Here is a 17,985-nt window from a genome sequence, read left to right on the forward strand (position 1 = left end):
CTGGTTTTAAAGCTGGACCTGTCCTTACTGGCATTGATTACTCCATGAAGGAAGAAGTTCGCCTTTAGGACCAAAACGATAACGCTCGTTGTGCCAGCCTAAACCAAACAGCGCCAGCACATTGTCATAGTAGTGATCGTAACGGTCGTGGTTAAACACTGCTGATGCCCGGTCAGCCTGTGAAGCCAGGACAGCCTGCTGGCCGGAAGCGGCCAGTAATGGCAACATAGCCGCTGAAAAACCGGCGCTTCCAGATTGGGAATAAGTCCCTTCAACGGTATTCACTTCTCTTGGCGGCGCTTGCAACTCGATTGTTGCCTTCACCATTGGCTGCATGGCTTTTACTAAGCGCGCTTTTTCTTCGACACTATCATCCAGCATCCCCGCCCATAAATAGGTACGAATGGCGTTATAGCTGCCTACCGGTCCAGTCTCAGCATCTGCTGAATATTGCCCGCCTTTCAGCCTTGCCCAATCAGGACTAAAACCTGCGGGCATCGTCTTCATCAACATGGCGGTGCTGGATTGATACAAGGATGCCCATTCCGGCTGCGGGTACAGGGAATGCATTCTTGCAACCAGCTGAAGCGGCTGATAACTCGGATTAATCCGGAATTCACCATTACCCTGCGCAAACCCTTCCGGTGCCGGAAGCAATACCATTCCGATACCATCAAGCGTAATTGTCTCTTCACGCAAAATCCGGCTGGCCAGCAGGTAAGCCAGCGACTGATAATAATAGTTGTCCCAAATACGCCCGGCTTCCGCCAGTGAATATGCGATCCACAGATCAGAATCAGAGGCCGGATTGGCATCCAGCACACCAAATTGACCATCTGGCTTGCGGCCCCACAGCCAAGCCGGTAAACGAGCCGTTAAATCACCACCACTCAGGTGTGTTTGCGTCCAGTCCAGCACGTCACTAAATGCCTGTTTGTCATTCGCGACCAGAGCAAAAAACAGCGCATACGACTGCCCTTCAGAAGTGGTGATCAGACGGGCATCACTCCCGTCAATGACCCGCCCCTGCTTCATGTAGACAGACTTAAAATGCTCCCATTGCGGCCAGTCGCAACTGTTCGCCAGTTCCTGGGAAGCAAGCACCTGTGACGAAAGCACCTGTAACGAAAGCATCATGGTCAGGATCGCAATCCACTTTCTCATTCTTCGTCCTCGGTATTTTCAGTGCGTTTCTGGGCAATCTGACGCAGTACCCGCCACAGTACGATAGTCACAATCACCACCAGCAGAGCAGCAAAGAAAGCAACGATCACCGGATGATTTGAGAAGTGATACCAGACAAGCTGCCATACCGGTAATTTACCCATATAGTAGTGCGAGCCAACGTTGTAACTGGCGACCTCACCATTACGCAGCGTCACCACAGAACCAAACATGTGTGCCACTTTACCGGAATCAGTGATTGCCTGATCCACCGCGGCAAAGTCTGCCGGTTTGGATGCCATAATGGAGACCAGAGTACGGTTTGGCGTAAATGGGGATTCCATGCCCGTAATGGCGGCAAACGAACCGCTCGCCTCAACAGAGACGAAATCAGCGGCATCCTGTTTGCTATTGGACGGATTCATCCAGTTCAAGCCAAGCTGTTGTTCGTTTTTACCCGGCAACAGAATCTGGCGTTTTCCGGCTTGCAGAACCAGATTGACCTGATCAGCATTTTGCGCAGCGTCTTTCAGTTCTGGCACCACACCAATACTCAGAATGTCTTTATTCTTCAGCGCCGCTTTATCCCATTGATCCGTTAACGTGACTTTAATGCCCGGATAGCCCGAGTCACCGCCCAGAGAGCCCATCACATTCATAAACGTTTGCAACGCTTCACGTGAGGCATTTTGCGGAATGACAACCACGGTTTCAGACAAGTCAGCCATACGCGTATACGGGAAACCGGACGTCGCAAAGGCACGCATGTTCGGCATTTCAATGTAATGCGGGAAGCCACTGAAATCGATGGTCGAATCGCCATCAATAACAGCATATTGCTTGCTCGGTTGCGTGACCAGACATTGCCCGTCAGTCACCGATGCAAAACCAAATTCAAACTCAATCTGGTTCTCACTGCCCACTTTGAACGCCGGGATACGAACCAGATCGTTAGTGCTCAGAAAACTGTCATCCAGCAGAGGGACACGAACGCGGTTGGAATCACCACCCTGTCCTGAAGTGGTCAGGTTGAAGGCTTCCACAAACTGATCGTTAATGCTCAGCGTCAGGCGCGACCCTGAGTTATCTTTAGTCGGTGGTGAATAGCGGTAGCTCAAATCCATCGGAATACCTCGGCTCTGCCAGGTAAACAGATCCGGCGGCAGACGCAAGCTGACATTGATCGGCGGCGGTGTCCGACCTTCTACCTGCAGCATGCTCTTTTGTTCAACCAGCTCTGACAACGCGACCGGGCGACTGGTGCTAACCCAGTTTGGCGCGTCATAAGGCACCCGAGGCTTAATCTGCTTGACCTCGTTGATTTTAGCCATGGGACCGGTCAGCAACTGGTTACCCAGCGCCAGTCCCTGCACTGCCGTGTTCAGATCATTGCTGTCGCGGCCGATCACCAGCAGCAGTTTGACATACGGATTTGTCGGATGACTGATGATCTGCAAGCGTGGGCCATCAGCATCAGGAAAATCACGCAGAAACGCCGGTTTGTTGTCATTGCTGACAAATACCACGGCGTTATGCTCAGGAACGCTATCAAAACTCAGCGGAAAGTGAGCGCCCCGCCAACCGGCTAACGAGCCAAAATAGGATGACAAGACCCCGGCCGCTTTGATTTCACTGAGCGAATAGTTATCTCCCATGATAATCGGCAGATTCAGCGGGCTGAAATCACGCACATCAAAGAAAGGCGCTGGCAGTAAACTCAGATCACTCTCCAGTTCCGTCTTTTGCACGTACATTTCGATACGGCTGCTCTGGCTAATTTCGGCCCAGATACTGGAGTCATTCGGGTTTGAACACTCTTTTTTGGTATTACCAATCAGTTCAAAACGAATCTGGTTAAAGTTACTGAAAAAGCGCGTATCCAAAGGCATCGAGAGGCTGAGCTTTTTCCCCTGCTGACCATCTTCAATGGAAGTGACACCCATCAGTTCATTATTCAGGTACACCTTGATATGCGAAACCAGTGACAACAATGCAGGTGACGGTGTCACATCAAAGTACAAGTTAGCCTTCGACACCACCTCATCAAGACGGGAACCAAAGCCAATGTATGCGTTTGCCTCACTGCCCAACATCGCAATCGAGCGGTTAAAGCCCAATTGGTTAAACGGCATCACCTTCTTGATAACAAGGGAAGCATCAGGTGTTTGAGACTGATCGTTGGAAACTGAAGAAAGCTGACTGACTTCCACAGCGGCAGCATCACCTGCCAGACAGGCAAGGCTTAATGCCGCAGTAAGCGCTGTTATTTTTTTATTAATTTTCATGAATAATGGTCCTGTTTGGGACATTTCGAGGTCGTAATGACCAAATAAAATTGCAACCTGCCATTACCGCACTGACACAAACGGTAACCGGCTTCGGACTGTGCTTAAGCAATCGCTTATAACCATTAAGCCCGACAAGAAGAACGGCCTGCATGCTCGACAAAGGCTTATCTGACTGATAACTCTGTTGCCATTTTGCCCATGTATCCGCGCGGGCAAACGTACACTGAACGTAATCAATTTGCTGCTGGTTAGTTAGTTCAGACAACTGCAATCCAACGATACCATTGCGCGCGTAAGCGACAACCATAGGGAAAACATACTCATGGCCGCCACGATTGAGCACGACGTCCAGCGGCTGCCCATTCTCGAACAAACCGATTTCAGCCTCAGATTCACTCATCTGAATGCGCACACCACCCAGAGAGAAATCTTTCATTTCCGCCTGCACCAAATGCCCGGAATTGAGTCGAACGGCAATAGGGATAGAAACTTCAACGCGATGGTCTTTACGTACTTGCTTGGCTTCTACAGCCACTGCGACAGCAGCCCCCAGAATCAACAGGTTGTATAGCGTCCAGACGATATTGACGATGACAGTACCAATTTCGTCCTGCGGCCCCCATCCGAGTCGGTAAACACCGGCTGCCAGACCTAAAATATTCAGCGCAACCAGCGCCAAATATGGCCGGGAGATAACCCAGTCGTAATGTGACTTCTCGACCAGACCACCTTTCGCGGTTACGTTAAAGGTTCCTTTATGCGGCGCAAACAAAGCAACTGTGGTTGGCCTTGCGATATACCAGGCCAGCACCGTTTCATACACCTCACCCCAGAATGAGTAGCGATAATCGCCCTGCATCCGCGAGTTAGTCATGCTGGCGTGAATCATATGCGGCAGCACGTACAGAATAATTGCTAATGCCGGTGCATAAATCACATAAGAGTGCAGAAGCAAATAAGCCAGTGGTGCGATCAAAAACACAATCCGTGGTATGCCCGATAAAAAATGCAGCATGGCATTGGCATAACACAAGCGCTGGGACAATTTCAGCCCTTTACCTTTAAAGGGGTTATCGACCCTGAAGATCTGCGCCATCCCCCTCGCCCATCGAATCCGCTGCCCCACATGGGCTGACAAGGTCTCTGTCGCCAAACCTGCTGATATCGGCTGCTTCAGATACGCAGAGTGATAACCCAAACGATGCATACGTAACGACGTGTGCGCATCTTCCGTTACCGTTTCAACCGCAATCCCGCCAACTTCTTCAAGCGGTTCACGACGCAAAATGGCGCAAGAACCACAGAAGAACGTTGCATCCCACAAGTCATTACCATCCTGAATCAAGCCATAGAAAAGGTTGCCTTCATTCGGCACATTTCGGAAGTTAGACAGGTTGCGCTCAAACGGATCCGGCGAGAAAAAGTGGTGTGGCGTCTGAATCAGCGCCAGTTTCGGATCTTTCAGAAACATACCCATGGTGAGCTGAAAAAAGGCCCGGGTTGGAATATGGTCACAGTCGAAGATCGCAACGTACTCACCACTGGTCTGCTTCAGGGCGTAATTGATATTACCGGCTTTGGCATGCTCGTTCGTTGGCCTTCGGATGTAATTCACCCCAATACTTTTGGCGAATTCACGAAAGTTGTCGCGTTTACCATCATCCAGAATATGGATCTTCAGCTTATCTTTCGGCCAGTCGACCCCCAGCGAGGCGTACACAGTTGCCCTTACAACGTCTAAATCTTCGTTGTAAGTCGGTATCATAATGTCGATTGTTGGCCATAAAGACTGATCATCCGGCAATGCCACAGGCTTGCGATTCAGCGGCCAGATATTCTGGAAATAGCCCAGAATCAGCACGACCCAGGAATAGGTTTCTGCCAGTAATAGAATGCCGCCTAGAAACAAGGCAAGCGGATCATCCCTGTTGAGCGTGGAAGAGTAACGCCACCACAGGTAACGGCACGACGCGGTGACCGACAAAATGATCAGCAACATCGTCGGGAAACGTCCCGGCATGCGCCGAAACATCATCGCCAACGACCACAACAGAAGAACAAAAACGATTTGCGCCTGATACCCAAATGGTACGGTAAAACACAGCAGTGCCAGGAACACAACCACAAACAGCAACAGATAATTCAGCAACATCGCTGACTTACTGGCTTTCATCTGTTCTCGAACTTCAGGTGATTTCGCCTGATTCGCCTTCATCTCAAGCCATTGCACACCTTTGGTAATGAATTCAAAAGGCAGGTAGAAGCACTCTGTCAGGACATCCAATGCTTTACCGGCCAGAAGATGTAAACGCTCAAGAAAAGCCATCGTCGCCTGCTGTTTGAAACACAGCAGCCAGATGCTCTGGATGATAAAGCGAAGAGGATCCAGTAACCCCGGTGCAGCAAAGTTAATCTGCGGGAAATACACCAACGGCAGTTTCCATGACGGAACACCTGCGATTGTTGGTTTTAAGAAGATAAAGGCAAAGCTGAGCCAGATTGTCAGACAGCACTCCCCTATCCAGGACGCACGGCAATCCCACTCACGTTCGTAAGTTCGCTTTTGCTTTTTGAACTGGTCAACAATCCAGTCCTGAAAAAAGAGATTCAGGCTACGAAACATAATCTAGTCATCAAGTTGATGTGAGGACAGAAACGACACGCACCAGAATGCCAGCGACTGAAAATCTTTTGCCGCCTGACTTGCCGGCGCATAGTGCTGAACTGTCGTTAGGTTGGCGACACTGTCCATGAGAGCCGTATCCTGATGAACTATAACCGGGACCAGAAGACCAGCCAGTTCCTGTTTCAGTACCAGCATAAAATCGCGGCCAACTTCCGTTTCTGGCTGGTATTTATTGGCGATAAATCGCAGCTTGCCTTGTTTGCTTAACACCTCTGCCGCAGGATGCGACTCTAACCATGACTGTAAAACCGTGTAGCTGACGGCATCTGGCGTTACAACAACAAACACCGCATCCATCGATGCCACAGCTTCTGTCAGGTATGAAGCATTCAGATCGGACATTTCCGCATGAAACAACATCCATTGCTCCCTGTCGGCAGAATCAAGCAGGTAGGTTTGCTTATTCAGGTCAACCAAGTACTGTTCGCGCGAAGCGTCAAATTGCTGTCTTTGTTCCGGTGACAACTGGCCAAAAGGTAATAAGGCAGCACCCTGAGGACTCTCAAAGCCAGCCTCATACCATGGGAGCCCTTTGAACAGATGGTGTGCCCATCCGTCAGTAGTAAAATTAGGAAGGCCAAAATGAAGGCGCAGCAGGTTAGCCGGCGCCGTATCAATCGCCAGCACATGCTTGTTGATCTTAACCAGAGCCTGAGCTAGGTTGGCGGTCACTGTCGTTGCGCCGCATCCACCTTTTAGGCTGACAAAAAGTAGTCGCTTCATACAGTATCCTGTTGTTCAGTGCCAGCAAAGGAATGCCCTTTCTGGTCTGTATGGGTTGAAGCGATATCTTCATTTGACTGCAATACCAGCCATTTACGACGAGCCCGCAGGTACGCTTCCTTTTCTGTAATTTCAATGTACTGGTGATTGTTCACCTTATATGATGCATAGATCGCATTAATATCTTTTGCTGATTCTGACACAACAATCATCCACTAATATGAGAGGGTTAACGCAACCTTGATGTTGCTTACGAAAATACTAAGAAGAAGCTTGAGCTAGGCACGCTACATGAAAAACCACACTGTTAAGTTTTTGTAATCAAGTCACAAACAAGAATCAACACAATATGGTAGAATTGAGACCTTAGTTCTGCACATCACAAGCATTGTCATCAAAGAGGATGAATCTGATAAGAACACATCATTAAGAATGATATTATCCCTGACAATATAATTACTTGTGATTTTTTGCTTGTAATTAATTGATTTACTTATCCATTAACAACTATTGCGCAAAATTGTATATCTATTTTTAATTTTTATCAATTTAGTTTAAGATTAAAGCGCCATTTTTTTGTCACTAATGATAAAATTCTGTCAGAAGACGTTTAAAGGCACTAACTGAAAGGCTATAACCTTTCTTAAGTTGCAAGAATTTAAGGTATTTTTATGTCTGGCATCCAAGGCCTAACAGCTATTACAAGCGAAAAACAGCTGAGATCTGTTTATGTCAATTTATTTTCACATAAAAGCTTAGCAATCGATTACCTTGCAAATTCTTGCTCTGTTGAAGATAACATTACCTTTACAAGCTGTTCTGATAAAGAATCCTTTTATTCGGGATTAAACAACCACAGCCAAGAGCAATTTAATGCTTGCGTCAATTCACGAATAAAGAATACCTATTTCCTTAATATTAAATACTCATCAAAGTTAATTAATATTTCTGATCTATCTGAAGATCTGTGCCGTATTAAAATTCAGAATAAATCCATTTTTATTCTTCTTATTCCTGACGCATTACTTTCAAATAGCAGTGATGCTGAAATTAATGATTTTTTGAAAAGGTTCAACTCCTTTTCAAAAAAACACACAGCAACAGTACAACTTTTTATATACGGTTCACTGGCACTGTCCCTGCTAAAGCCCAAGCTGCTAACAGCCAACAGTTATTTATCAGGTCTCGCAACGATGACCGTACTGGACGAGTACCGTTACAGTTACCTGGTGGATTTCTGGTCTAACACTCACGGTGTAAAGTCAGATGTTGAGTATATTTTGTCCCGGCTCGAAAATGGCGAAATTATTGCCGAGACGAATGAAAGTGCAGCACCAAGCATGCTAATTGAAGATAAAGCAGACAGTGAGCGTATGTATCTGAGTCAAGATGTACTTGGCGATAATACTATTCCGCCCAAAGGCGTGTATATCGCAGAGAACAATAAAGCATTATTAGGCTTACTCCAGAGTCCGCGTGCTTCTACGGTGATTTTCAGTTGCAGCAGTCAGAGCGAGATCCGTCAATTAACGATTGATTGCTTCCAACTTCGTAACCGAGCTGGTAATCAACTCAAAATCATTATTCGTGAAACCAGTCAGTGTTTACGTTACGCGGATGAAAAGTTTCTTATGCGGGCGGGGGTGAATCTGATCTCACCTTTCCAGGTGCCATTCGTAAGATTCATGACACAGGTTGAAGCTATTCAAGGACAAATACTTATCCGTCCTCAGCCAAAGAGTCTTGAAGAGTTGCTTAAATATGATCAAAAGTTCGGCCGAAAAGGATATTTACACAATAGCGACTTTACACATTATTGTCGGGACGTATTGAATAAATCCCTACAATCTAATATTCGCTTTGCGTTAATTCGCCTTCAGTTACTTCCGGGTATGAATGCAGAAGAATGTTTACGTCTTTGTCATATTCGCCGCGATGGCGATGTTATTACTGCGAGTGATAAAGCGCTATATGTTCTGTTTAGTGCAATCAGGCAAGATGACATTAATATTGCGCTAAACAATATTTTTGAGTTTCCGGTGAGGGATTTGTTCCATTCTGTTCGAACTTTCGAGAATCACCATGATATCGAAATTGAGCTCAAAAAGATTGATGAAAATGAAGTGATAATTTCTGAAGAAGTTTCAATGCTGGCTACAGAGAAACGTATTTTCTCATCAAAACCAACATCAAACGAAAACACGCCATCACTTTATGCCGTCAAAAAACCGCTTTCAGTTAAGGTGAGCGCATGAATATTAATGATTTCCTACTCACAACCGGAATTAGTTTAACCATAGGATTGCTTGTAGGTTATTTCATTCGGGATTTAATTGAGAGCGGTAAACGCTTTTATCAACGAAATCTCAAACGTTCGCGTTACTTTGAACAAGATATGACTACTAAGAAATAAGACAACCAGACAATGACGACCACTTCGAAAAACACCCCAACCCTACTGCAGGGACTTGGTTGGTGGAACATGTACTTTATTATCAAGATTGCCTTGTTTTTACAGGGGGTAATAGACTTCCACCCTGTCGAGAACTTTGCTCTGCTACTGTTGATCTTGTTTCCACTGCGTCAGAAAGCAATCAATGTGACCCGCCATATCGTTGCGGTTCCATTGGCTGTCTGGTTGATGCACTACGATTCATACCTGCCCCCGTTGGATCGGCTATGGGCACAAACCGGTCAGCTGCTGCAGTTTGAAACCGCTTATCTCATCGAATTACTGGGACGACTTGTCACATATCAGGTAATGATCGTGCTGTTCGTGCTCTGTACGGCCTATTACATATTGAGTAAGTTTTTGCGTGTGTCGGTACTTGTTGTAGCAACCATGATGTACATCAGCATCCCCCAACAGCAGACAGCACAAACCGTGGTGGCAGCGCCGATCACAAACCAGCAAACAGGTACTGCGGCCGGTAGCAAAGGAAACATGACAACAACACCTGTTGAAATCAATGACAGTGTTCTAAACAACCTTAAAGCGGACTTCTTTGAACGGGAATCAGCTCGTCAGGTTAACTTCAGTGCAGACAGCAGCAACGATGTTCCGTTTGATCTGTTGTTTCTCAGTATCTGTTCTGTTGCTTGGGATGACATCGAAATTACCGGCCTTGGTGACCATCCCCTGTTCAAAGAATTCGACATTATGTTCGATAATTTCAGTGCTGCTACCTCGTACAGTGGTCCGGCGGTCATTCGTTTGCTTCGAGCCAGCTGTGGCCAACAAGAGCAAGACGCGCTCTTTGAACCTGCACCAACTCAACAGTGCTACCTTTTCGACAACCTGAAAAACCTGGGCTTTGAAGAAAACCTGTTATTGAACCATAACGGTGTATTTGACAGCTTCCTGGATTTGATCCAGAAAAACGGAAATCTGCAAGCCAATATGATGCCTCAGACGGGATTAACCCCTTACCAGAAGTCATTTGATGGCTCGACAATTTTCAGGGATAAGCAAGTCTTAAATCATTGGTGGAACGAACGCTTGTCCAGTAACAGCGACAAAGTTGTGGCTCTGTACAATACCATCTCGCTTCATGACGGTAACCGTATCATCAGCGCCAACTCGTCAACCTCCATGGTGAGTTACAAGCGACGCCTCAATAATTTACTGGATGACTTGTACGATTTCTTCCAGACCTTGAAGGCATCAAAACGCAACATCGTGGTCGCACTTGTTCCAGAGCACGGAGCAGGTATGCGTGGTGATCGGATGCAAATCTCCGGTATGCGTGAAATACCGGCTCCGACCATTGTTCACACACCAGTAGGGCTAAAAATCTTTGGTGAAGGGATGGAACGTATTGGTGACAGCGTCGCAGTGAAGGCACCATCCAGTTATCTGTCTTTATCTCAGTTGGTGGCGAACATCCTTGAACAGGACATTTATAAAACCAAGCGTTATTCTCCAATCGCTTTAACTAAGGGTCTGCCTGAAACTCGTATGGTTTCTCAAAACTCTGGTTCTACGATGATGGAAGTAAATGGCAAGTATTATGTCACGCTGGATGAATCAAGCTGGAGTGAATACCCGGTTAAATAACGCAAACCACGTACCTCAGTCAGCCAGGAATAGATCATTCGACTGACTGAAAGACCACAGTACTCATCCAGTAACCCGCCGGATGAGTACTGCAACCTCAGGCTAAACTCTATTTAACCTTCTGGCCGCGTATGCTGAGCCGTTTTATCGTTCCTGCCGTCATCATTTACATCGGAAAGAACAATGAAACCTGACCTTCTAACTACCATTAGCAGTGATATTTTGCACTTTTCCTGCCACAGCGCACCGGGCAACCGCTTAGCACTGTATCTGCAAAATTGCCGTTCCCGCAGTCCCAATTGCCATACTCCTTCGTCTTCTCTCCCCTCAACAGATGTTGTGAGTTACCGGGTTCCATCTTGCCTGTGCGACCCTGCTGCCAACACTTTTGCACTGTCCGTTGAAGAGGCATTGACGCATATTCATCGCGAGCTACCTTTTATATCTGGCATCACGATTAGCTGTAATGAGGCAACACTGAAAGCCGATCTGGCGTTAGAATTGACGGTGGCGCTTTTCTCCGCCATCAAAAACAGTCCGGCACTGTGTCATTTGACTTGCTTGATCGACAGTAGCGGTTGTTTCAGTGAGGAAGGCTGGCTGAGACTGATGCCGTTTATGGATGGAGCGATGATTGATCTTCAAACCTGGCAAGCAGATACCCACCAATGGGTCACCGCTCGAGATCAGCACCGAGTAATTAGATCAATTGCTTTACTGTCACGTCATGACAAAGTGGAAGCGCTGAAATTGTTTTATATTCCGGGCATCACAGATTTTGAAGAAGAGTTAATTGAGCTTGCCCGTTGTTTAGGACAATTACCAGATAGAGCGCAGATTCAAATCAATCGATTTCAGCATCATGGTATGGATAGTGAGGTAGTGAACTGGGATATCTGCACCCACTATCAAGCAGTCGAATTTACTGAACAACTCAGGTTACTGGGAATAACCAGCGTCTGCCAAAGCGGGCTTGAAAAGAGGAAGAGCTAATGTGGCAAGGCAGTGCATTCGCTCCGACCCATCCGCTCCATTCATTCACTTTTCAATGCTTTCGATTTTCAATAGTATCACTTTTCAATAAAGAGGCAGATGGCTGGAACTCTGGTGATTAGCTCTCGCGAGCAACATGGACAATCTGCTCATAGAGCCACCGCTGGGCTGGATCATTCATGCCGGGCTGATGCCACACCAGTGAGTAAGCCACTTCACCGTAATCAAACGGCAGGGATTTAACCACTAAGCCCTTAGCCTGCCGCGCCGTTTCCGCCCACTTTTTCGAGCAGGTGAACAACAAATCGCTTTCGTGACACATGACTGCTGCGCTGCCAAAATCAGGCAGTTGTACTGACACCCGACGATGTCGGTGCTGCTGAGCCAATTGCAATTCAAAATATGGCACCGCGAGTTCACCATCAGAGATGCCAACATGGTTAAATCGCAGGTAATCATCAATCGTTAACGAATAAGCGGCCAGCGGATGCTCAGGCCTCATCAGGCACACCATCTCGTCATCCAGCAAACGTTCCCAGACCAGGTTACTCTGCGAGCTGGGCGGCTGGCTTTTGTCATGCGGCAAAATGATAAAATCCAACTGACCTTTACTCAGGCTATCGAACCCCATACTATCCCGCGAACAGATTTCCAGTCTCATGCCCGGAGCCTGACTCAATACCCGCGCGGACAATCGAGCAGCCAGCAATTCAAATGTACTTTCACGCATCGCCAGAGAAAACCGCCCCTGATAAGACGCCGGATCAAATGCCTCCTGCGTCAGCATCTGGTTCATTTCATTTATCATCTGGTGCACGGTTGGCCCCAGCCGACGAGCCAGCGGTGTGGCAATCAACTGATTACCGTGCCGGTAGAAAAGCTCATCATTGAGGCTTTCACGTAACTGACTCAGGGTTTTACTGACAGAGGAAGGACTCAGGCATAGCCGCTCAGCACTCACCGTCACGCTCAGAGTGTCCAGCATGACATGCAAAGTGATGAGGTGTTTCATACTGACACGCGACAGCTTGATAAGATCCATAACCCTTCTCTGGCTGAACAGTGGTAACAAAGGACGTTTAAACGTGAAAAAAGCCAGCAGTGAACCTGCTGGCTTATTGATAGTATCTGAACCGAGTGGTTATCTTCAAATGAAGATTTATCTTACACCATGCAGAAATTCAGCACGGGTCGCAGGGTTTCGTTTGAAAATCCCCCCCAGTGCCGTTGTGGTGGTCACACTCGTCGCATCCATAACACCACGCGCTTTCACACAGTAGTGAGTGGCATCCATGGTCACAGCCACATCGTCACTTTCTAGCAAGGTTTGTAGTGCAACCAGAATCTGCTGAGTCATACGCTCCTGCACCTGCGGGCGCTGAGCAAAGAAGCGAACAATGCGGTTGATCTTTGACAGACCAATAATTTTGCCACGCGGAATATAAGCGACAGTCGCTTTACCGTCGATAGTAACCAAGTGGTGCTCACAGGTACTGGTCAGTGTAATGTCTTTAACACGTACCATTTCATCACAGTTCATTTTATTTTCAATGACCGTGATTTTTGGGAAGTTGGCATAATCCAGACCAGAAAAGACTTCGTCGACATACATTTTCGCGATGCGATGTGGTGTCTCAACCAAGCTGTCATCGGTCAGATCCAACGACAAAAGCTCGAGGATTTCACGCATGTGATACTCAATCCTCTCTTTTTTCTCTTCGCGGCTGACAACCTTGTCGGTCATCGGGGTTTCAAGGCCACGATCAATCAGTGCCTGGCGCACCTTCAATGCAGATTCGCTGTATGCAGTCATTCTTTTCCTCCAACCGGCTGGCCGTACGACAAAACCATCTGCAGTTTTTGACTGAGACAACTTTCCGCTCTCCTTCCCCGTCATAAATCGGGACTGTCTTCTTTTTGCCGTCAGTAAATCGCATGCAATAAAAGAAGACCTGAGCTCCTGAACCTTCCGCAGCGATGAACACGAAAGACGCCTGAAACCCAGCAATGACATGAGATGAGAGCATGCCAGCAAACTTTGAGACCGAAGGATACCTGTAAATGGGAACAATTACACCACGAATTTGATCGGGTATTAGTGAACAACTTATTTTTTTGTCATAATAAGTGCTTACACAAAACAACGAAGATTATAGACGGATAGCAATTATGGGATGTTGTGACACACCAGGGTTGATGCCAGTTGAAGACGCACTGCAGAAGATTCTGGAACAAGTTAAACCACTGGAAACCGTCAATACGGTATCCCTGGCAGATGCCATGGGGCTGGTACTGGCTGAAGATATTCGCTCGCCGATTAATGTACCGCCTTTTGCCAACTCAGCGATGGATGGTTACGCCCTACGCAGTGCCGATCTGGCGCAGTCAGATACCTTGACCCTTGCCGGTAAATCATTCGCCGGGATCCCGTTTGAAGGCACCTGCGAAGCAGGCCAGTGTATCCGTATCATGACCGGTGCCCAAATGCCGGACGGTACTGATACAGTAATTATGCAGGAAGAGACCGAAGCGCATGGCGAGCAAATTCGCTTTCTGACGAAAGCGCCGGCGGGTGATAATGTGCGCCCGATTGGTGATGATGTTCGCCAGGGGGATGTTGTGGTTGCCAAAGGCACCCGTATCACCGCACGTGAAATGCCGTTACTTGCCTCTCTGGGTATTGCTACCCTACCTGTTTATCGTCGCCCTGTTGTTGCTTTCTTCTCAACCGGTGACGAACTTAGTCCGGTGGGTGAACCACTGGAAGCCGGGCAGATCTATGACAGCAACCGATACGGCATTCGTGCTCTGCTGGAAAAATTCGGTTGTGATGTGATGGATTTGGGCATCATCCCGGATTGCCCGGAAAAACTGCGTGATGCCTTTGCGGCGGCCACTAAAGCGGATGTTCTGGTCACTTCCGGCGGCGTCAGCGTCGGTGAAGCAGACTACACCAAAGATATTCTGGATGAGCAGGGAGAAATTGGTTTCTGGAAAATTGCCATGAAACCGGGCAAGCCATTTGCTTTCGGTACCATCAAAAACACCTGGTTCTGTGGTCTGCCCGGCAACCCGGTATCCGCCATGGTAACGCTATACCAGCTGGTTCAGCCTATGTTGGCTAAACTGTCTGGTCATACTCAATACCAGCCACCGCAACGCATGAAAGCTAAAGCGGCGACTGTCTTTAAAAAACGTCCGGGTCGGGCTGACTACCAACGCGGTATTTATCAGATTAATACCAATGGTCAGCTGGAAGTCTCCACCACCGGTAATCAGGGCTCTGGCGCGTTCAGCTCAATGCACCTTGCAAACTGTTTTGTCATCCTTGAGCAAGAGCGCGGTCGCGTGATGCCTGGCGAAGAGGTGACTATTGAACTGTTTAACCAGGCCATGTACTAATTCAAGGCAGTAACTGACAGGATATACCCGTGGTAGAACTTACCGATGCAGAGATGCTGCGTTATAACCGCCAGATCATTCTGCGCCAATTTGATTTTGAGGGTCAGGAGGCACTAAAAAGTGCTTCTGCCCTGGTACTGGGAGCTGGCGGACTTGGATGTGCCTCAACCCAGTATCTGGCTGCAGCCGGTATTGGCACGTTAACCCTGATTGACGACGACAAGGTGGAAGTCTCAAACCTGCAGCGTCAGGTACTGCATAACGACAATACGGTCGGTATGCTCAAGGTTGAGTCTGCGAAGCAAGCATTACAGACCATCAACCCGAACGTATCCGTCTCCACCATTGCCGCACGTCTTGACGACAGCGCTCTGCATGATTTGATCGAAAAGCACGATATCGTGCTGGATTGCAGTGATAACGTGGAAACCCGTAATCAGCTGAATCGTTTGTGCCACCAGCTGAAGACGCCTTTAGTGTCAGGGGCCGCCATTCGCATGGAAGGCCAGATCAGCGTCTACACCTATCAGGCCAATGAACCTTGCTACCAGTGCCTAAGCGCACTATTTGGACAACAGGCACTGACCTGTGTCGAAGCCGGAATCATGTCACCTGTGGTCGGTATCGTGGGCGCAGTACAGGCAATGGAGACCATCAAAGTGATTGCTGACATGGGGCAGCCCTTGTCAGGAAAAATCCTGATGCTGGACGCCATGACTATGTCGTGGCGCGAGATGAAGCTCAGTAAGCAACCTGCCTGCCCGGTGTGCGGATAACAGTCGCCATCAGCTCATTGATATAAACGGGCAGCGAACAAGAATTAATCGGTTTATTTGTTCACTGCCCGCTTTCTTATTGTCGATTTTATTTTGGTTTCCTGCTTCTGACAGGCTCACTGGTAAACAGGCGAGTTCGCGGACTCCCCTATGCTCCGTACTATTACGGCGTTGCCTCTTCAAATTTTGGCGACAATCTCGAAGCTATATTTTGACAATGACGATTGTGCTTGCGCACCGCCATATTGACTCTCAGCAATCAGCGCACTTTCCCTCCTGCTTACCTCCTGCGCTTGCGGAGGCTCCTTCCAAATCGATCAAGTTCTCAATTCACCGACTAACCTTCTATAAGGCAATCACAACGCACTAGAATAGATTCAAAGACTTAGCGTTATCAGATCCCTTAGCTCAGGAGTATCTCATGCAGGACTTATTCACGGTTATCGTTACGGTATTTATGGGTTTTTTTGCCATTATGAACCCCATTGCCAATACCGCAGTATTCGTCGGCCTCACCGGACAACAATCCGTCGAACAGCAACGCAGAACCGCTTTTAAATCAGTATTTACCGCTTTTTTGGTTGTCGCCGTATTCAGCCTTTTAGGCAAAGCCATTTTCTCGCTTTTTGGTATCACACTACCGGCATTACGGCTGTCTGGCGGTATTCTGGTTTTTATCGTCGGCTACCACATGCTGCAAGGCAGTAGTTCAACCATGCACAGCTCTACTGACAATTCTGACCAGGACATTGCCATTTCCCCGCTCGCAATCCCGATTCTGTCCGGGCCCGGAACCATTGCCACCGCAATGAACTACTCGGCAGCAGGAGGATTCTTGCAAATTCTGGTAACCATCGTCGCTTTTGCCATTTTGTGTGTCATTACCGTGGTTTGTTTCCTCTACGGTCAGCGGCTTGTGAAATATATGGGTTCGGAAGGCATAGGGATTGTCACACGTCTGATGGGACTCATCCTGACAGTCATTGCGATGCAGATGTTTATTCAGGGTGTGCATGATGCCAAGCACCTGTTTGATAAGCTGACCTGATTCGCCTGACCGTAACCAGAACGTGTCTCAGAGCAAGATCCTAATGCACTGTACAATGTATGGAATTGTATGGATTTAGGGTCTTAATAGTGCATTGCGATAAAAAGTCGTTATGATAGCCACCAACAAATTGAACAACGTTTTATATCAAGGTTATGGGCGACCCATGCGGATATAAAACCGTGATACAAACACAATGGCTTTCGAGAACGACGATGAATAAAGCAAGCATGACACTCTGTGGTTTAACTGCACTGATCCTGGCAGGTTGCGCCACCCCTTATGACACCGACAAAAGCTCCTTCTGGTCATTCGGTAAAGGATTCGAAGTAAGTAACCTGTCCAGCGATACCTGGCAAATCAGTTTTGTCGGTAATGAATACACTGATCGCACCAAAGCCCGTAATTACCTGCTGCACAAAGCTGCGGAACTGGCGCAGAATGCCGGTTACCCTTACTTCATGCTGCGTGGCGAACAGAATTATCGCGATCAGACCGGCACCAGCGGTTTTGGTACCAGCAGCCATGACTTTCTCTATGGCGTAGGCAACATTACTTCAGAAACAACCGTCATGGTAGAAGCTATCGGCCTGAAGGAAAAACCGCAAAACAGCACCCTGCCAGTCTACGAGTCAGGCTTTATCCTGCAGAACATTCAGGTTAAGTCTTAATCGCAAGTCAGGCTGCTACCACCAGCTAGCAACGTTTAATCGAAGATAAAAAGCCGGACCATGGTGGCCCGGCTTTTTCTGTTTTGATCTTGCTGATTTATTTCCGGTTGCCTGATTCCTCCGTGTGATACGGCAGTATCTGTAACAGGCATCAGGCTTCAGGCTTCAGGCTTCAGG

Annotated in this window: 15 protein-coding genes; 8 read left to right on the forward strand and 7 right to left on the reverse strand. The window is 47.7% G+C overall.

What is annotated here, in order from left to right:
- Positions 1–24: 24 nt before the first annotated feature.
- From bcsZ to FH974_RS08515, 5 genes are read right to left on the reverse strand one after another with little or no spacing between them, the layout of a single operon-like run.
- On the reverse strand, positions 25–1,164 hold the full coding sequence (gene bcsZ / locus FH974_RS08495) for a cellulose synthase complex periplasmic endoglucanase BcsZ (protein WP_047885494.1): 1,140 nt from the start codon (positions 1,162–1,164) through the stop codon (positions 25–27).
- Positions 1,161–3,449, reverse strand: a complete 2,289-nt coding sequence (gene bcsB / locus FH974_RS08500; RefSeq protein WP_047885495.1) for a cellulose biosynthesis cyclic di-GMP-binding regulatory protein BcsB — start codon at positions 3,447–3,449, stop codon at positions 1,161–1,163. The genes bcsZ and bcsB overlap by 4 nt, the downstream gene beginning before the upstream one ends.
- Complete coding sequence (bcsA, locus tag FH974_RS08505) at positions 3,439–6,075, reverse strand: UDP-forming cellulose synthase catalytic subunit (RefSeq protein ID WP_207103179.1); 2,637 nt, start codon at positions 6,073–6,075, stop codon at positions 3,439–3,441. The genes bcsB and bcsA overlap by 11 nt, the downstream gene beginning before the upstream one ends.
- 3 nt (positions 6,076–6,078) lie before the next feature.
- Positions 6,079–6,861, reverse strand: a complete 783-nt coding sequence (gene bcsQ / locus FH974_RS08510) for a cellulose biosynthesis protein BcsQ (protein WP_207103180.1) — start codon at positions 6,859–6,861, stop codon at positions 6,079–6,081.
- A complete protein-coding gene (locus FH974_RS08515; RefSeq protein ID WP_146149649.1) occupies positions 6,858–7,064 on the reverse strand; it encodes a hypothetical protein in 207 nt (68 codons plus the stop codon). Before FH974_RS08515 ends, bcsQ begins: the two co-directional genes overlap by 4 nt.
- A 468-nt stretch (positions 7,065–7,532) precedes the next feature.
- Between FH974_RS08515 and bcsE the strand changes: the two genes are divergently transcribed.
- The 4 genes from bcsE to FH974_RS08535 all read left to right on the forward strand — a co-directional run bounded on the left by bcsE (position 7,533) and on the right by FH974_RS08535 (position 11,911).
- Positions 7,533–9,116: a cellulose biosynthesis protein BcsE gene (gene bcsE / locus FH974_RS08520; RefSeq protein ID WP_207103181.1), complete on the forward strand. Its 1,584-nt coding sequence runs from the start codon at positions 7,533–7,535 to the stop codon at positions 9,114–9,116.
- Complete coding sequence (locus FH974_RS08525; RefSeq protein WP_207103182.1) at positions 9,113–9,274, forward strand: hypothetical protein; 162 nt, start codon at positions 9,113–9,115, stop codon at positions 9,272–9,274. The genes bcsE and FH974_RS08525 overlap by 4 nt, the downstream gene beginning before the upstream one ends.
- A 12-nt stretch (positions 9,275–9,286) precedes the next feature.
- Positions 9,287–10,918, forward strand: a complete 1,632-nt coding sequence (gene bcsG / locus FH974_RS08530; protein ID WP_207103183.1) for a cellulose biosynthesis protein BcsG — start codon at positions 9,287–9,289, stop codon at positions 10,916–10,918.
- 183 nt (positions 10,919–11,101) lie between these two features.
- The gene (locus FH974_RS08535; protein ID WP_146149650.1) at positions 11,102–11,911 is read left to right on the forward strand and encodes a YjjW family glycine radical enzyme activase; all 810 of its coding nucleotides are present in this window, start codon (positions 11,102–11,104) and stop codon (positions 11,909–11,911) included.
- Positions 11,912–12,029: 118 nt separating this feature from the next.
- Here FH974_RS08535 and FH974_RS08540 read toward each other — a convergent pair whose 3' ends face one another.
- Positions 12,030–12,953 (reverse strand): LysR family transcriptional regulator, encoded by a 924-nt coding sequence (locus FH974_RS08540; RefSeq protein ID WP_047885500.1) that lies wholly within the window; start codon positions 12,951–12,953, stop codon positions 12,030–12,032.
- 117 nt (positions 12,954–13,070) lie between these two features.
- Entirely contained in the window at positions 13,071–13,724 is a 654-nt protein-coding gene (gene folE, locus FH974_RS08545) for a GTP cyclohydrolase I FolE (RefSeq protein ID WP_047885501.1), read from the reverse strand.
- A gap of 356 nt (positions 13,725–14,080) precedes the next feature.
- Here folE and moeA point away from each other — a divergent pair, with 356 nt between their 5' ends.
- The 4 genes from moeA (at position 14,081) to FH974_RS08565 (ending at position 17,808) form a co-directional block, all read left to right on the forward strand.
- Positions 14,081–15,313, forward strand: coding sequence for a molybdopterin molybdotransferase MoeA (gene moeA, locus FH974_RS08550; protein WP_207103184.1), 1,233 nt, complete (start codon positions 14,081–14,083; stop codon positions 15,311–15,313).
- A gap of 29 nt (positions 15,314–15,342) precedes the next feature.
- On the forward strand, positions 15,343–16,089 hold the full coding sequence (gene moeB / locus FH974_RS08555; RefSeq protein WP_207103185.1) for a molybdopterin-synthase adenylyltransferase MoeB: 747 nt from the start codon (positions 15,343–15,345) through the stop codon (positions 16,087–16,089).
- Positions 16,090–16,510: 421 nt separating this feature from the next.
- A complete protein-coding gene (locus tag FH974_RS08560; protein ID WP_047885504.1) occupies positions 16,511–17,137 on the forward strand; it encodes a MarC family protein in 627 nt (208 codons plus the stop codon).
- A gap of 215 nt (positions 17,138–17,352) precedes the next feature.
- Positions 17,353–17,808, forward strand: coding sequence for a CC0125/CC1285 family lipoprotein (locus tag FH974_RS08565; RefSeq protein WP_047885505.1), 456 nt, complete (start codon positions 17,353–17,355; stop codon positions 17,806–17,808).
- Positions 17,809–17,985: the final 177 nt, after the last annotated feature.

This window comes from Photobacterium ganghwense, assembly GCF_017329545.1.
Taxonomy (GTDB): Bacteria; Pseudomonadota; Gammaproteobacteria; order Enterobacterales; family Vibrionaceae; genus Photobacterium; species Photobacterium ganghwense.

Bases quoted from the DNA above. Each gene is read 5' to 3' on its own strand.
- bcsG (WP_207103183.1), top strand. From the start codon at position 9,287: ATGACGACCACTTCGAAAAACACCCCAACCCTACTGCAGGGACTTGGT.
- moeA (WP_207103184.1), top strand. From the start codon at position 14,081: ATGGGATGTTGTGACACACCAGGGTTGATGCCAGTTGAAGACGCACTG.
- FH974_RS08525 (WP_207103182.1), top strand. From the start codon at position 9,113: ATGAATATTAATGATTTCCTACTCACAACCGGAATTAGTTTAACCATA.
- bcsA (WP_207103179.1), bottom strand. From the start codon at position 6,075: ATGTTTCGTAGCCTGAATCTCTTTTTTCAGGACTGGATTGTTGACCAG.
- FH974_RS08540 (WP_047885500.1), bottom strand. From the start codon at position 12,953: ATGGATCTTATCAAGCTGTCGCGTGTCAGTATGAAACACCTCATCACT.
- FH974_RS08565 (WP_047885505.1), top strand. From the start codon at position 17,353: ATGAATAAAGCAAGCATGACACTCTGTGGTTTAACTGCACTGATCCTG.
- FH974_RS08535 (WP_146149650.1), top strand. From the start codon at position 11,102: ATGAAACCTGACCTTCTAACTACCATTAGCAGTGATATTTTGCACTTT.
- bcsB (WP_047885495.1), bottom strand. From the start codon at position 3,449: ATGAAAATTAATAAAAAAATAACAGCGCTTACTGCGGCATTAAGCCTT.
- folE (WP_047885501.1), bottom strand. From the start codon at position 13,724: ATGACTGCATACAGCGAATCTGCATTGAAGGTGCGCCAGGCACTGATT.
- bcsZ (WP_047885494.1), bottom strand. From the start codon at position 1,164: ATGAGAAAGTGGATTGCGATCCTGACCATGATGCTTTCGTTACAGGTG.
- FH974_RS08560 (WP_047885504.1), top strand. From the start codon at position 16,511: ATGCAGGACTTATTCACGGTTATCGTTACGGTATTTATGGGTTTTTTT.
- bcsE (WP_207103181.1), top strand. From the start codon at position 7,533: ATGTCTGGCATCCAAGGCCTAACAGCTATTACAAGCGAAAAACAGCTG.
- bcsQ (WP_207103180.1), bottom strand. From the start codon at position 6,861: ATGAAGCGACTACTTTTTGTCAGCCTAAAAGGTGGATGCGGCGCAACG.